This is a genomic window from Actinomadura sp. NPDC048021, assembly GCF_040653135.1.
GTDB lineage: Bacteria > Actinomycetota > Actinomycetes > Streptosporangiales > Streptosporangiaceae > Spirillospora > Spirillospora verrucosospora.
In genome coordinates, this window is record NZ_JBEZJQ010000012.1 from 22596 (window position 1) to 36476 (window position 13881).

At 73.2% G+C, this 13881-nt stretch carries 14 protein-coding genes; 7 read left to right on the forward strand and 7 right to left on the reverse strand.

Going from position 1 to position 13881, the window contains the following annotated elements; translation table 11 throughout:
• The first annotated feature begins 66 nt into the window (after positions 1 to 66).
• Together AB0C87_RS20855 and AB0C87_RS20860 are read left to right on the forward strand one after the other, a co-directional pair.
• Positions 67 to 1053, forward strand: a complete 987-nt coding sequence (locus AB0C87_RS20855; protein WP_345173009.1) for a hypothetical protein — start codon at positions 67 to 69, stop codon at positions 1051 to 1053.
• Between the two features lie 205 nt (positions 1054 to 1258).
• Complete coding sequence (locus tag AB0C87_RS20860; RefSeq protein ID WP_353831392.1) at positions 1259 to 1876, forward strand: hypothetical protein; 618 nt, start codon at positions 1259 to 1261, stop codon at positions 1874 to 1876.
• 139 nt (positions 1877 to 2015) lie between these two features.
• On the opposite strand, the gene AB0C87_RS20865 is transcribed toward AB0C87_RS20860, so the two are convergent.
• Positions 2016 to 2696 carry a response regulator transcription factor gene (locus tag AB0C87_RS20865; protein WP_185031642.1) on the reverse strand — a complete coding sequence of 227 codons (681 nt, stop codon included), beginning with the start codon at positions 2694 to 2696 and terminating at the stop codon, positions 2016 to 2018.
• Positions 2693 to 3901, reverse strand: coding sequence for an ATP-binding protein (locus tag AB0C87_RS20870; protein WP_345173005.1), 1209 nt, complete (start codon positions 3899 to 3901; stop codon positions 2693 to 2695). The genes AB0C87_RS20865 and AB0C87_RS20870 overlap by 4 nt, the downstream gene beginning before the upstream one ends.
• A 176-nt stretch (positions 3902 to 4077) precedes the next feature.
• On the opposite strand from AB0C87_RS20870, the gene phoU reads away from it, so the two are divergent.
• Positions 4078 to 4740, forward strand: a complete 663-nt coding sequence (phoU, locus tag AB0C87_RS20875; RefSeq protein ID WP_345173003.1) for a phosphate signaling complex protein PhoU — start codon at positions 4078 to 4080, stop codon at positions 4738 to 4740.
• Between the two features lie 91 nt (positions 4741 to 4831).
• Positions 4832 to 5926, forward strand: coding sequence for an oxidoreductase (locus AB0C87_RS20880; protein WP_360579048.1), 1095 nt, complete (start codon positions 4832 to 4834; stop codon positions 5924 to 5926).
• A 12-nt stretch (positions 5927 to 5938) separates the two neighbouring features.
• On the opposite strand, the gene AB0C87_RS20885 is transcribed toward AB0C87_RS20880, so the two are convergent.
• Positions 5939 to 6352, reverse strand: coding sequence for a MarR family transcriptional regulator (locus tag AB0C87_RS20885; protein ID WP_345172999.1), 414 nt, complete (start codon positions 6350 to 6352; stop codon positions 5939 to 5941).
• A 79-nt stretch (positions 6353 to 6431) separates the two neighbouring features.
• Here AB0C87_RS20885 and AB0C87_RS20890 point away from each other — a divergent pair, with 79 nt between their 5' ends.
• Positions 6432 to 7601, forward strand: a complete 1170-nt coding sequence (locus AB0C87_RS20890; RefSeq protein WP_353831395.1) for an MFS transporter — start codon at positions 6432 to 6434, stop codon at positions 7599 to 7601.
• A gap of 56 nt (positions 7602 to 7657) precedes the next feature.
• On the opposite strand, the gene AB0C87_RS20895 is transcribed toward AB0C87_RS20890, so the two are convergent.
• Genes AB0C87_RS20895 through mshA form a run of 3 tightly spaced genes read right to left on the reverse strand, consistent with a single transcriptional unit; the run spans position 7658 to position 10365 of the window.
• Entirely contained in the window at positions 7658 to 8485 is an 828-nt protein-coding gene (locus AB0C87_RS20895; RefSeq protein WP_345172995.1) for a phosphoglyceromutase, read from the reverse strand.
• A gap of 29 nt (positions 8486 to 8514) precedes the next feature.
• On the reverse strand, positions 8515 to 9006 hold the full coding sequence (locus AB0C87_RS20900; RefSeq protein ID WP_345172993.1) for a YbjN domain-containing protein: 492 nt from the start codon (positions 9004 to 9006) through the stop codon (positions 8515 to 8517).
• A gap of 48 nt (positions 9007 to 9054) precedes the next feature.
• Entirely contained in the window at positions 9055 to 10365 is a 1311-nt protein-coding gene (gene mshA, locus AB0C87_RS20905; protein WP_360579050.1) for a D-inositol-3-phosphate glycosyltransferase, read from the reverse strand.
• A 175-nt stretch (positions 10366 to 10540) separates the two neighbouring features.
• Here mshA and AB0C87_RS20910 point away from each other — a divergent pair, with 175 nt between their 5' ends.
• Positions 10541 to 11299: an SDR family NAD(P)-dependent oxidoreductase gene (locus AB0C87_RS20910; RefSeq protein ID WP_360579051.1), complete on the forward strand. Its 759-nt coding sequence runs from the start codon at positions 10541 to 10543 to the stop codon at positions 11297 to 11299.
• 6 nt (positions 11300 to 11305) lie between these two features.
• Here AB0C87_RS20910 and AB0C87_RS20915 read toward each other — a convergent pair whose 3' ends face one another.
• Positions 11306 to 12124 carry a class I SAM-dependent methyltransferase gene (locus AB0C87_RS20915; protein WP_345172987.1) on the reverse strand — a complete coding sequence of 273 codons (819 nt, stop codon included), beginning with the start codon at positions 12122 to 12124 and terminating at the stop codon, positions 11306 to 11308.
• A 131-nt stretch (positions 12125 to 12255) separates the two neighbouring features.
• On the opposite strand from AB0C87_RS20915, the gene AB0C87_RS20920 reads away from it, so the two are divergent.
• Positions 12256 to 13872, forward strand: coding sequence for an AMP-binding protein (locus AB0C87_RS20920; protein WP_360579053.1), 1617 nt, complete (start codon positions 12256 to 12258; stop codon positions 13870 to 13872).
• The last annotated feature ends 9 nt before the right edge of the window (positions 13873 to 13881 follow it).

A 13881-nucleotide genomic window follows, 5' to 3' on the forward strand; every position in this document is an offset into this window, starting at 1 on the left:
TCACGCCCGTCCCACAATTCTCTGAAACCACCTCTTCACCTGATATCTCGCGAGGAGACCGCCGCCGTGATCCGAAACAGCCGTCGAATGGTCGTGCTCGCCGTCGCGGGTGCCGTCGCCATCGCGCCGGTGGTCTCCGGCTGCGGCGCGGGCGAGAAGCCCCAGACCGCCGCCCCCACGCAGCTCACCGAGGGCGTCAACGTGTCGGTGCCGCTGAACAGGCCGCAGGCCCCGCAGATCGACCTGCGCGACATGTTCCTGCTGGGCCCGGAGGCGGGGCCGCCCATCCCCGCGGGCACGTCCCTGGCCCTCTACGGCGCGATCATCAACCAGGTGCAGGGCCGGCCGGACCGCCTGGTCTCCGTCAGCTCCCCGGCGTTCGGCGGCGAGGCGAAGATCGAGGGCGGCTCGCTCACGCTGCCCCCCGCCGCCTCGGACGGGACGGGCAGCTTCACCAAGCTGCTCGGCAAGCCTTCGGCGGCCCCCACCCCGCAGCAGCAGGGCGGCAAGAAGAAGACGCAGCAGCCCGGCGCCACTCCGACCGGCGGCACGCCCTCCGGCCCGGCCGCGCCGTCCGGCGGCGCCACCCCGGAGCCGACCGGCCAGGGCGCGACGCCGAACGTGTCCGAGACCCCGACCTCGCAGAACACCATGGGCCCGCAGGGCAGCGGTCCGTCGGTCTCGCCGAGCGCCGGCGGGGAGGTGCCGCTCGTGGTGCTGCCCCAGCTCAACAAGGAGCTCCTCGCCGGGTCCACGGTCCCGCTGACGATGCGGTTCGAGCGCGCCGGGTCCGTCGAGTTCCAGGTGCCCGTCGTGGCGCGGCAGGACCAGTTCAGCACCTACCCGCTGCCCATGACCCCCGCCACGCCGCAGACCCCCGGCGGCCAGACCCCCGGCGGCCAGACCCCTGGCGGCCAGACGCCCGGCCAGACCCCCGGCGGAGGGGCGAACACGTCCCCGTCCCCGGGCGCTGAGCAGGGCGGCCCCGAGGCGTCCCCGTCCCCGGGCGCCGTCCAGACGCCGGCCACTGGAGAGACGCCGACCGCCGGCTGACCCGCCGAACCCGGCCCGAACCCATGAGGAACGGCCCGTCCCATCCGGGACGGGCCGTTCCTCATGTCCGTCAGGGCTCGTGGTTCATGCTGGGCCTTGTCGCTGCGTGTCAAGGCCGGACGATCATTCTTGACGGCTGCCGACGTGGGCGCCGTCATGCTCTCGGAGCATCAGTTCGAACGACAACCCAGAAAGGTGTACAGCCATGGCCGGAAGGCGGCAGAAGGTCGGGGTCGTCGCAACCCTCATGGAGCAGGTGATCGCCGGCATGGAACTGGAGGACTCTCCTCTCCTGCCGGTCATCCGGCAGGCCCAGCAGGAGGAGGTCACCCATCTGTGCCTGGTGATCAGGGGGGAGCGGGGCAAGCGGGTGTACCTGCTGACCGCGGGCCATCTGCTCAACCTGGAACTGCTCAAGGACTTCAGGTCCTTGGTGGACCTCCCTCGCTACTCCCCTGCCCGGTTCGATGAACACGGCTTGGCCGGCAAGCCGCTCGCGGCGCTCTCCAGGCGGGAGCGGACCAAGCTGCTGCGGGCCCATCCGGAACTTCAGGCGGAGGAGTTCGCGACTCTCTGCGCTACCGCCCCGATGTGCCACTTCAGTCTCGTCGAGCTTTCCCGGCTCGCCTTCGAGATGGAGCGGAACAGGACGGACGCGGAGTTCCTGAACATCAGCAGCCGTTGGTTCCCCGACGAGGAGCACGGCTACTGGAAGACATGGCAGCCCCGAGGTCTTACGCGGTCATCCGTGCGGAAGCGGCGATCCTGGCTGGAGCACAGCTTCTACGAGAGGCGCCTCAAGGGCGTCTTGGTCGAAATCTGAGCGAGGTCAACGGCGGTCTGGCTCGTCGGAAGACGCCCAAGTGCCCAGATGGCACTTCGGGACCCCAGCAGCGCGGCGGGGCCATCCCCGCCGCGCACGCTTCGCCCTCATCGATGAAAACGCAGGTCACGGCGTTCGGCTAGGGCTCGAACTTGTAGCCGAGGCCCCGGACGGTGACGATGTACCGCGGTGTGGAGGGGACTTCTTCGACCTTGGCGCGGAGGCGCTTGATGTGGACGTCCAGCGTCTTGGTGTCGCCCACGTAGTCGGCGCCCCACACGCGGTCGATGAGCTGCATCCGGGTGAGGACGCGGCCGGCGTTGCGCAGCAGCACCTCCAGCAGCTCGAACTCCTTGAGCGGGAGCTGGACGGGCTCGCCGCCCACGCTGACGACGTGGCGTTCCACGTCCATCCGGACCGGACCGGCCTCCAGCGTCGCGGGCGCCGGCTCCTCGACCTCGCCCTGGCGGCGCAGCACGGCCCGCATGCGGGCGATCAGCTCGCGGGTGGAGAACGGCTTGGTGACGTAGTCGTCGGCGCCGAGCTCCAGGCCGACGACCTTGTCGACCTCGCTGTCCTTGGCGGTCAGCATGATCACCGGGACGCTGGAGCGCGCGCGCAGCTCGCGGCACACCTCGGTGCCGGGCAGCCCGGGGAGCATCAGGTCGAGGAGCACGAGGTCGGCACCGTTGCGCTCGAAGATGTCCAGCGCGTCGGGGCCGGTGGCGGCGACGGCCACCTCGAAGCCCTCCTTGCGCAGGTTGTACGAGAGTGCGTCGCTGAAGGACTCCTCGTCCTCAACGACGAGCACGCGGGTCACGGTGTTGCCTCCCGGGCGGTGTTCTGTGGGGCTGGAAAAGCGGTGGCGCCGGCCGCCGGGCGGCGCGGCGTGTCGATCAGGGGGAGCCGGATCGTGAACGTCGACCCGTGCCCCTCCTTGCTCCACACCGTGACGTCGCCGCCGTGCTTGCTGGTGACGTGCTTGACGATGGCGAGGCCGAGGCCGGTGCCGCCGGTCTGGCGGGAGCGGGCGGGGTCGACCCGGTAGAACCGTTCGAAGATCCGCTCGATCTCGGCCTCCGGGATGCCGATGCCCTGGTCGGTCACGTTGATCTCGACGTGCGTCTCGTCGCACCGGCGGGTCGAGACGACGACCCGGGTGTGCTCGGGGCTGTAGGCGACGGCGTTGTCGACGAGGTTGCGCAGCGCGGTGACCAGCAGCTCCTGGTCGGCGCGGACGCGCAGCCCGTCCTCGCCGCCGGCCGCGAGCTGGATGTCCTTGGCGACCGCCTTGATCTGGCAGCGTTCGAGCGCCTCCGCCATCACCTCCTCAAGGGTGACCGGGGTGAGCTCGGGCAGCGGCTCGTCGCCCTGGACGCGCGACAGCGTCATCAGGTCCTGGACGAGGTTGTTCAGCCGCACCGACTCGTACTGCATCCGGCCGGCGAACCGGCGGACGGCCTCCGGGTCGTCGGCGGCGCTCTCGACCGTCTCGGCGAGCAGGGACAACGCGCCCACGGGGGTCTTCAGCTCGTGGCTGACGTTCGCCACGAAGTCGCGGCGGATCGCCTCGGTGCGGCGCATGTCGGTGAGGTCCTCGGCGAGCACGAGGACGAGCCCGTGGGAGCCGAGCGGCGCGACGCGGACCGCGAACCAGCGGCCGTCGGCCCGCCGTCGGCCGCCGTTCGGGCCGACCTGTATCTCGGTCTCGCGGATCTCCCCGTCGCGGCGCACCAGCCGGGTCATCGCGATCACCTCGTCCACCACGAGGTGGTCGCCGCTGACCAGTCCGTACGCCCGCGCCGCGGAGCTGGCCCGCAGCACCCGGTCCTCGCCGTCCACCACGACGGCCGAGGACCGCAGGACGCTGAGGACCGAGGCGACGCCCGGCGGCAGGCTGCCCACCGGGTTCGTCGCTACCGCCGTCCGCTGGGCTCGCTCGCTCACCCGCACCGCCAATCCAGTCGCGAGCCCGATCGCGAGCCCGGCGAGCCCTGTCAGGCTCGCGACAATCTCGACCTCCACACCTCGGATCGTAAGCGGCGATCGGAGTAACGCTTCCCCCCTGCCCTGGTCAGCGCCTTCTCGTTACCCGAAAGTTCACCTTTCCCTCCGGATGCGTTCATGCCCGTGGGGCAAAGTGTGGCGTGGGCGAGTCCGCCCTGCCCCGCCCGCCCCCGTCCACATCGAAGGATTCTCAAGTGCGCGACGCCTACCACGAGGAACTCGACTCCCTCACCGACAGCCTGGTGGAGATGACCCGCCTCGTCCGGTCCGCGATGGCCCGCGCGGTGACCGCCCTCCTGGACGCCGACCTGCGGCTGTCGGAGGAGGTCATCAGCGGGGACGAGCACGTCAACAAGATCGACGCCGACATCGAGGCGACGGTGTTCGACCTCATGGCCCGCCAGCAGCCGGTCGCCGGCGACCTGCGGACCCTGATCACCGCGCTGCGGATGAGCGGCGACCTGGAGCGCATGGGCGACCTCGCCGTGCACATCGCCAAGACGGCCCGGCGGCGCCACCCCGAGTCGGCCGTCCCGCCCGAGCTGCAGGCGACCGTGCTGGAGATGGGGCAGATCGCCGAGCGGATGATCGCCAAGACCGGCAGCGTGATCGCGTCCCAGGACGTCGAGATGGGCCTGGAGCTGGACGCCGACGACGACCAGATGGACCGGCTGCACCGCCGCCTGTTCGACATCCTGCTGTCCCCGAAGTGGCGGCACGGCGTCGAGCCGGCCGTGGACATCACGCTCGCCGGGCGCTACTTCGAGCGCTTCGCCGACCACGCCGTGCACGTCGCGGAGAACGTCGTCTACCTGGTCACCGGCCAGCGGCCCGAGGAGATCGTCGACTCGGCCTGATCCGGTCGCGCCCGCGCGCCCGCGCGGCGGCGGGACACGAAGGGCGCGAGGGGTCTGGACGGCTTGATCAACGTTCGTTAGCTTGCGCGTCATGAGACCGATGCGGGCACTGGTGCGGGCGATGGCGTCGGCCGGGCTGTGCGGGGCGGTGGCGGCGGCGTCCCTCGGGGTGCCCGGCACCGCGTCGGCGCGGGCCACGCCGGGGGCGCACCGGCCCGCCTGGCGCCTCACTCCGACCGGCAGCGAGGCGCGGTTCCGCGGCCTGGCGGCGGTCGGCCGCGAGACCGCCTGGCTGGCGGGCGGCGGCGGGACCGTGCTGCGGACGACCGACGGCGGCCGCACGTGGCGCGACGTCGCCCCGGCCGGCGCGGAGGGCCTGGAGTTCCGCGACATCGAGGCGTTCGACGCGCGGCGGGCGGTCGTGCTGGCCATCGGCGAGGGCGACGCGTCCCGCGTCTACCAGACCTCGGACGGCGGCGTCACCTGGAGGCTCGGCTTCAGGAACGACGATCCCAGGGCGTTCTACGACTGCCTCACGTTCTTCGACTCCCGGCACGGGCTGGCGGTCAGCGACCCCGTGGACGGCCGGTTCCGGATCATCGCGACCGGCGACGCGGGGCGCAGCTGGCGGGTCCTGCCGCCTGGGGGCATGCCCCCGGCGCTGGAGGGCGAGGCCGGGTTCGCCGCCAGCGGGCAGTGCCTGGTGAGCCACGGGCCGCGGGACGTGTGGCTGGCGACGGGCGGGGCGTCGCGCTCGCGCGTGTTCCATTCCGGGGACCGCGGCCTCACCTGGACCGTCGCCGACACGCCGCTGCCGTCCAGCCCGTCCCAGGGCGTGTTCGCGGTGGCGTTCCGCGACTCCCGGCACGGCGTCGCAGTCGGCGGCGACTACCGGCCCGGCCAGCCGTCGCCGGCGGCCGCGGCGACGACCGCCGACGGGGGCCGCACGTGGCGTCCCGCGCGCCGCCCGCCGGCCGAGTACCGCTCAGGAAGCGTGTGGCCTGCGTATGCGGGTCCGGCGGTGTTGACGGTGGGCCCCACGGGCAGCGACGGCAGCCTCGACGGAGGCCGCACGTGGACCCGGTTCGACACCGGGAGCTTCGACACCGTCGACTGCGCGCCCGACGGCGGCTGCTGGGCCGCGGGCGAGAAGGGCCGCGCCGCCCGCCTCTCCATCACCCGCTAGACGGGCTCTCGGCTAGACGGACTCCCCCAGAAGCGACCTGAGGAGGTCGCGCAGGGACTCCTGCTGGGCCGGGGCGAGCGCGGTCAGCGGCGAGTCGGCGTCGAGGCGTTCGAGGACGTCGGCGCGGCAGCGTTCGCCGTCCGGCGTGAGGACGATCTGCTTGGCGCGGCGGTCGGTCGGGTGGGGGCGGCGCTCGACGAGGCCCTGCCCTTCGAGGCGGTCGACCAGGAAGGTCGCGTTCGACGCCTCGCAGGCCATGCGGTGGGCGAGCTCGCGGGCCGTGATCGGCTCGGACAGCTCGCGGAGCGCGACGACCTGGGCCGCGGTCATGCCCACCTCGTCGGCGACCCGCCGGGCGTGGACGTCGAGCCGCTGCGCGAACCGGTGGACCAGCTTGCACACGTCCCGTTCCATCTGCTCGCCCATGCCCCGAGTGTAGCGCCTGTACTTCGAATCATGATATTGCTAACTCGAATCATCCGAGTTCGAAGTAAATGGAGCGTGCGTGCCCCCCTCCCTCTTCTCCCTGATGCTGGTCGTCTTCGGCCTGACCACCGGCGAGTTCGTCATCGCGGGCATCCTGCCGGACGTGGCGGCGGACCTCGGCGTCTCGGTGCCCGCCGCCGGGCGCCTGGTGAGCGCCTACGCGCTCGGCATGATCGTCGGCGGTCCGGTCGTCACCGTCCTGACGGCGCGGGTGCCGCGCAAACCGCTCGTCACCGGCCTCATCGCCGTGTCGGTCCTCGGCAACCTCGGCTCCGCCCTGGCGCCGAACTACCCGGTGCTGCTCGCGGCGCGGTTCGCCGCGGGACTGGTCGTGGCCACGTTCTTCGCGGTCGCCATCGCCACCGCCGCCTCCACGGCCCCCGCGGGCCGGGAGTCCTCCACCATCGCGAAGGTGGCGCTCGGGCTGAACCTCGGCATCATCCTCGGCGCCCCGCTGGGCACCGTGATCGGCCAGACCCTCGGCTGGCGGGCGACCTTCGGCGCGGTCGCCGCGCTCACCGCCGCGGGCCTGCTCATGGTGCTGCGGTTCGTGCCCGCCCTGCCCGCCGCCGCGACCGGTCCGCTCTGGGGCGAGCTGCGCGTGTTCGCGGGACGGGACGTCCGCCTGGCGATCGCCCTCACCGCCCTGGGCAACGTGGGCGTGGTGACCGTCTTCACCTACATCGCGCCGCTGCTCACCGAGGTCAGTGGGTTCCCCGAGGGCGCCGTCCCGGCGCTGCTCCTGGTGTACGGCGCGGGCGCGGTCGCGGGCAACTTCCTCGGCGGCCGGCTCTCGGACCGGGCCCTGATGCCCTCACTGGCCTGGCTCCTCGGCGCGCTGGCCGGCGCCCTGGCGCTGTTCTGGGCGGTCGGCGGGGTCCGGCCCCTGGCCGCCGTAATGACGTTCGCGCTCGGCCTGCTGGCCTTTGCGATCCTCCCGGGCATGCAGACCCGCGTCCTGACCACGGCGGGCGCGGCCCCCACGCTGGCGGTGGCCGTGAACGCCTCGGGGTTCCAGGTCGCCGCCGCGTTCGCCGGCTGGCTCGGCGGGACGCTGATCGGCGACGGGCCGGGCCCGCGCTCGCTCTTCCCCGTCGCGGCCGCGCTCACCGTCGCCGGGCTCGCCGTGGCCGTGCGCATCCACCGCGGCGACCGCGCGGCCGTTCCCGCGAGCGCCGGCTCCGGGTGACCTCGCCGGCCCGCGTCCGGCATGCGAGGGGCCGCCGGGAGGCGGCCCCTCGTGGGCTACTTGCGCTTGCCGCGCCTGGACTTGCGCTCGTCCTTCGGGTCGGGGCTCTTCGCGGCGGGCTTGGGGGCGCTCCCGCCCTTGGCGGCGCCCTGGTTCTTGACGGCCTCGATGGCGGCCTTCGCGGCGGCCGGGTCGAGGTACTCGCCGCCGCGCTTGAGCGGGGAGAAGTCGTCGTCCAGCTCGTAGACGAGCGGGATGCCGGTGGGGATGTTCAGGCCGACGATCTTCTCGTCGGAGATGTCGTCCAGGTGCTTGACCAGGGCGCGCAGGGAGTTGCCGTGCGCGGCGACCATGACGGTCTTGCCGGCGGCCAGGTCGGGGATGATCGAGTCGTACCAGTACGGCAGCATGCGGTCGACGACGTCGGCGAGGCACTCCGAGCGCGGGATCAGCTCGGACGGCAGCTCGGCGTAGCGCAGGTCGTTGACCTGGGACAGGGGGTCGTCGTCCTTGATGGGCGGCGGCGGGGTGTCGTAGGAGCGGCGCCAGGTCATGAACTGCTCTTCGCCGAACTCCTCGCGCGTCTGCGCCTTGTTCTTGCCCTGGAGGGCGCCGTAGTGGCGCTCGTTGAGGCGCCAGGAGCGCCTCACCGGGATCCAGAGCAGGTCGGCCACGTCGAGGGCGATGTTGGCGGTGCGGATGGCCCGCTTCAGCAGGGAGGTGTGCAGCACGTCGGGGGTGATGTCGGCGTCGAGCAGCAGATCGCCGCCCTTGGTCGCCTCGCTCTCGCCCTTCGCGGAGAGGTCGACGTCCACCCAGCCGGTGAACAGCCCTTCCGCGTTCCAGACGCTTTCGCCATGCCGGAGCAATACCAGGGTCGCCATGGCACCAGAGCCTAGCGGCCCCGCGCGCGTCACTCGCGGTTGGCCGGGTCCGCGAAGGAGGCGAAGGCCTGGAGGTTGGCGAGGCTCTCGCCGCGCTTGACGCGCCAGTCCCACTCGCGCTGGATGGACGACTTGAACCCGCGCTCCAGCGCCTTGTCGAAGTTCTCGTCGGAGTAGGTGAGGACGCAGCCGAGGAGGCGGTCGATCTCCTCCGGGGACACCGATTCGAGCGGGACCTTCCCGACGAGGTGGACGTCGCCGACGTCGTCCAGCGCGAAGGCGACCCCGTACATGCGGCCGTTCTTCTCCAGGAGGAACCGGTAGAACTCGGCGTGGTTCTCGTCGGGACGGCGGCAGAAGAACGCCTCGACGTGCAGCGAGTGGTCGCCGGCGATGAGCCACGTCATGGTGGCGAGCTTGTGCTGGCCGGGGAGCTTGACGAAGAACGCGTTGTCGCGCGGCTCCTCGAACTCCAGCTCGTTGGACCTCAGCGTCTCGCGGATGGTCTCGACGACGGTCACGTGTGCTCCCCCCTGGAGGGCGGCTCCCCGCGCCCCCGGTCGGCTCGGCTAAACGGTGGCCCGCGCGGCCGCGGTCGGCGCCGGCATGGCACCGGTATACACGTCGAGAAGGCGGTCGACGGTGGCGTCCCAGCCGAAGTCGTGGGCGTGCCGGACGGCGCCGCGGGCGAGGCGGGCGTGCAGACCGGGCTCGGCGTGCAGGCGCCGCAGGACGGCGGCGTAGTCGGCGGGGTCGTGGCCGGAGACCAGCACGCCGGACTCGCCGTCGGCGACCGCCGTGCACAGGCCGCCGACACGGGACGCCACCACGGGAGTACCGCAGGCCTGGGACTCGACGGCGACGAGTCCGAACGACTCGCTGCGGGACGGGACGACGGTGACGTCCGCGGCGCGGTACCAGTCGGCCAGCTCGCGCTGCGGGGCCGGCGGCTCGAAGCGCATGACGTCGGAGATGCCGAGTTCGGCGGCGAGCAGTTGCAGGCCCGCGGGGCGGCACAGCCCGGAGCCGCTCGGGCCGCCGACGACGGCGACGACGAGACGCGAGCGCAGCGCGGGGTCGTCGGCCAGCATGCGGGCGACGGCGCGCAGCATCACGTCGGGCGCCTTCAGCGGCTGGATGCGGCCGACGAACAGCAGGACGTAGGCGTCGCGGGGCAGGCCGAGGCGGCGGCGGGCGGGGCCGGTCCGATGGGGCAGGAGGCCGGTGCCGCGGGCGATGAGGGGCGACTCGGGGCGGAATAGCGACAGGTCGACGCCGGGGCTGACGGTCGCGACGCGGGAGGGGTCGGCGCCGTAGAGGTCGACGAGCTCCCCGGCCTCCTTGGCGGTGTTGGCGACGAGCTGGTCGGCCGAGGCCACGACCTGCTCCTCGCCGAGGACGCGCTCGGCCGGCTCGGGCTGGTCGTCGTCGGCGAGGGCCGCGTTCTTGACCTTGGCCATCGTGTGCATGGAGTGGACGAGCGGGACGCCCCACCGCTCCTTGGCCGCCCAGCCCGCCTGGCCGGAGAGCCAGTAGTGCGTGTGGAGGAGGTCGTAGTGGCCGGGCTCGTGGGCGGCCTCGGCGCGCAGCACTCCGGAGGTGAACCCGCACAGGTGCCGGGGAAGCTCGGCCTTGTCGAGCTCCTCGAACGGCCCGGCGACCACGTTGCGGACGAGGACGCCCGGCGCGAGCTCCACGACGGGCGGAAGGGCCCGCGAGGTCGCGCGGGTGAAGATGTCCACCTCGACGCCCCTGGCGGCGAGCCGCCTGGCGACCTCGACCACGTAGACGTTCAGCCCGCCCGCGTCGCCGGTGCCCGGTTGGTCCAGAGGGGACGTATGCACACTGACTGTCGCAACCCGGCTGATACGACGCGACACCCGACACCACCTCCGACAGTGCAACCTACCGACCGGGTTTCGTGTTCCCCCGGTTCGGGGGGCAAGCGCGACCGTCCGCCACAGTGACGCACCTCACCCGGGGGCGACGCGCGGATAGGCTGCCGTCCGGGCTTACTCTGCCGATCCACGCTCACCCACCCGGAAGACTGGACGCATGCGCAAGACGGCGATAGTGACCGGAGCAAGCAGCGGCATCGGGGCCGCCACGGCGAGGCGCCTGGCGGCCGAGGGGTTCAACGTCGTGCTCGCCGCACGGCGCCGCGACCGCCTCGACGCCCTCGCCGAGGAGATCGCGGAGAGCGTGCCGGGCGCGGGGAAGGTGGCGCCGTTCACCCTGGACGTCACCTCGCAGGAGTCGGTGGACGCGCTGGCGGCGGCCGTCGGCGCCTGCCACGTCCTGGTCAACAACGCCGGCGGGGCGCTCGGCCTGGACAGCGTCGCGACCGCCGACCTCGACGACTGGCGGTCGATGTACGAGAGCAACGTCATCGGCCTCGTCCGCGTCACCAAGGCGATCCTGCCGAAGCTGGTCGAGAGCGGCGCGGGCCACGTCGTGAACATCACCTCGCTGGCCGGGCACGTCGCCTACGAGGGCGGCGGCGGGTACAACGCGGCCAAGCACGCCGCCTACGCGGTCAACGAGGTGCTGCGCCTGGAACTGGTCGCCGAGCCCGTCCGGGTCACCGAGATCGCGCCGGGTCTGGTGAAGACCGAGGAGTTCTCGCTGGTCCGCTTCCGCGGGGACGAGGAGAAGGCCGCCAAGCCGTACGAGGGCGTCCCCGAACCGCTGGTCGCCAACGACGTCGCGGACTGCGTCGCCTGGGCCGTGACCCGCCCGCCGCACGTCAACATCGACCGCATCGACGTCCAGCCGCGCGTCCAGGCCGCCCCGCACAAGCTTCACCGCGAGTAGGGGTTCTCACCGCGAGGGCGCGACGGCGCTCCAGGGGAGCGTGACCTCGCCGAGGCGCCACCGGTTCCGGCCGCCGTACGGGGGCCGCGCCAAGACGGGATGGGTCCGCGCCAGCAGCGACACCGCCTCGACCCAGCGCGCGCGGGGGCCGAACGCCGAGTGGGGCGCCGCGGTCGCCCAGCAGCGGTCGAACGCGGTCAGGAACTCGTGGACGGGCTCGCCGGGGACGTTGCGGTGGATCAGCGTCTTGGGCAGCCGTTCGGCCAGTGCGGACGGCCGTTCGAGCGAGCGCACGTGGGCCGCGAAGGTGATGGTCCGAGGGCCGTCGGCGGTGAGCGTCACCCAGACGGCGCGGCGCCCGATCTCGTCGCACGTCCCCTCGACGAGGACGCCGGAGGGGGCGAGGCGCGCCCGCAGGTCGTCCCATGCGCGCCATGCCGCGGCCTCGTCGTACTGCCGCAGGACGTTGAACGCCCGCACCAGCACCGGCGGGCGCGGCACCGGCAGTTCGAAGCCGCCGCGCCGGAAGGACAGGCCTTCGTGGGGGCCGGTCGCGGCCGCGAAGGCGACCCCGGCGGCGACCCGGGCCGGCTCGATCTCGATGCCGACGACCTCCAGGCGCGGCGACACCGGGCGGAGCCGCGAGTACAGCTCGAAGGTGGTGACCGGGGACGCGCCGTAGCCGAGGTCGACGGCCAGCGGCCGCACGCCCGAGCGCAGCGCGGAGGTCTGGGTGGCGGCGATCCAGCGGTCGATCCTGCGCAGCCGGTTGGGGGCGGTGGTGCCGCGGGTCACCTCCCCCCGCGGCCTCGGGACAGGGGGCACGGGGTAATTGTCGGCGGTCCGGCCCTATGCCTCGTACATCAGTTCACTTCGTGAGATCGCACCCACTGAACCAGATTCGGTAAGTCATCGGTTACGGTGCTGCCGACGCCCCGTCCCCCGGAGGAGTGCCGATGCTCGACCTGGCGACCCTGCACGAGGCCATCGCCGCCGCGATCCCCGACCGCGAGTGCCTGGTGTGGCGCGAGCGCCGGGCCACCTGGCGCGAGGTCGCCGACCGGACGCGGCGGCTGGCGAACGTCCTGCACGCCCACGGGCTCGGCGTGCGCGCCCGGGACGGCGGCGGCGCGGCGCACGAGCCGTGGGAGTCGCCCCACGACCATCTCGCCCTCTACCTGCACAACGGACCCGAGTACCTGGAGGGCCTCGTCGGCGCGCACAAGGCACGGGTCGCGCCGTTCAACGTCAACTACCGGTACGTGGACGACGAACTGGCCCAGCTGTTCGCCGACGCCCGGCCGGCCGCCGTCCTCTACCACGCGCGGTTCGCGGACGTGGTCGGCCGTGTCGTCCGCAGGCTCGGCACCGGCCCGCTCCTGCTCCAGGTGGCGGACGACTCGGGGGCCGCCCTCCTCCCCGGCGCGCTCGACTACGAGGACGCGCTCGCCGAGGCGTCCCGCGAGCCCCTCCCCGTCCGGCCGAGCCCGGACGATCTCCACATCCTCTACACCGGCGGCACGACGGGGCTGCCGAAGGGCGTGCTGTGGCGGATCGGCGACCTGATGACCGGGCCGCTCGGCCTGCGGCGCCGCGACGGCACGCCCCTCACCGACCTCGGCGAGGCGGTCGAGCGGGCCGTCCGCAGCGACGTCCGCGTGCTGGTCGGGCCGCCGCTCATGCACGGCGGGGGCACGTGGTCGGCGCTCGGCGGCTGGTGCGGCGGCGGCTGCGTGGTGTTCCCCGACCGGGTGGACGGCCTGGACGCCGCCGACCTGATGGCCACCGCCGAGCGCGAGCGCGCCACCCGGATGCCGCTGGTCGGGGACGCGTTCGCCCGTCCGATCGTGGCGGCCCTGGAGGCGCGCCCGCACGACCTCGGCTCCCTGCGGACGCTGATCAACTCCGCCGCGGGCGTCAGCCCGGGGGTGAAGGCGCGGCTCCTCGAACTCCTCCCGCACGCCCGGCTCGTGGACGTCCTCGGCTCCTCCGAGAGCGGCTTCCAGGTCACCCGGCACGGCCCGGCGGCGCGGACGTTCCGCGCGGCGCCGGGCACGGCCGTGCTCAGCGCGGACCGGTCCCGGCGGCTCGCGCCCGGCGAGGACGAGCTCGGCTGGCTGGCCAAGGGCGGCGACGCGATCCCGCTCGGCTACCTCGGCGACCCGGTGAAGACCGCGTCCACGTTCCTCACCGTGGACGGCGAGCGCCTCGTCGTCGCGGGCGACCGGGCCCGGCTCCTCGCCGACGGCGCCGTCGAGGTGCACGGGCGCGAGGCCACCACGATCAACACCGGCGGCGAGAAGGTGTTCGCGGAGGAGGTCGAGACCGTCCTGCGCGGGCTGCCCGGCGTCGCCGACGCGCTGGTGGTCGGCCGCCCGAGCGAGCGCTGGGGGACGGAGATCGTCGCGGTGGTCGGCCCGTCCGGCGCCCCGTCCGACCGGGAGCTGCGCGAGGGTTGCGCCGCCCATCTCGCCCGCTACAAGATCCCGAAGGCGTTCGTGCGGACCGACCGCGGTCTGCGGCTGCCGAACGGGAAGGCCGACTACGCCGCCGCGCGCGAGCTCCTCGGCTGAACGGGATTC

Excerpts from the sequence above, each read along its gene's own strand:
- AB0C87_RS20860 (WP_353831392.1), top strand. The coding sequence starts at position 1,259 with ATGGCCGGAAGGCGGCAGAAGGTCGGGGTCGTCGCAACCCTCATGGAG.
- AB0C87_RS20880 (WP_360579048.1), top strand. The coding sequence starts at position 4,832 with ATGAGACCGATGCGGGCACTGGTGCGGGCGATGGCGTCGGCCGGGCTG.
- AB0C87_RS20885 (WP_345172999.1), bottom strand. The coding sequence starts at position 6,352 with ATGGGCGAGCAGATGGAACGGGACGTGTGCAAGCTGGTCCACCGGTTC.
- AB0C87_RS20895 (WP_345172995.1), bottom strand. The coding sequence starts at position 8,485 with ATGGCGACCCTGGTATTGCTCCGGCATGGCGAAAGCGTCTGGAACGCG.
- AB0C87_RS20910 (WP_360579051.1), top strand. The coding sequence starts at position 10,541 with ATGCGCAAGACGGCGATAGTGACCGGAGCAAGCAGCGGCATCGGGGCC.
- AB0C87_RS20920 (WP_360579053.1), top strand. The coding sequence starts at position 12,256 with ATGCTCGACCTGGCGACCCTGCACGAGGCCATCGCCGCCGCGATCCCC.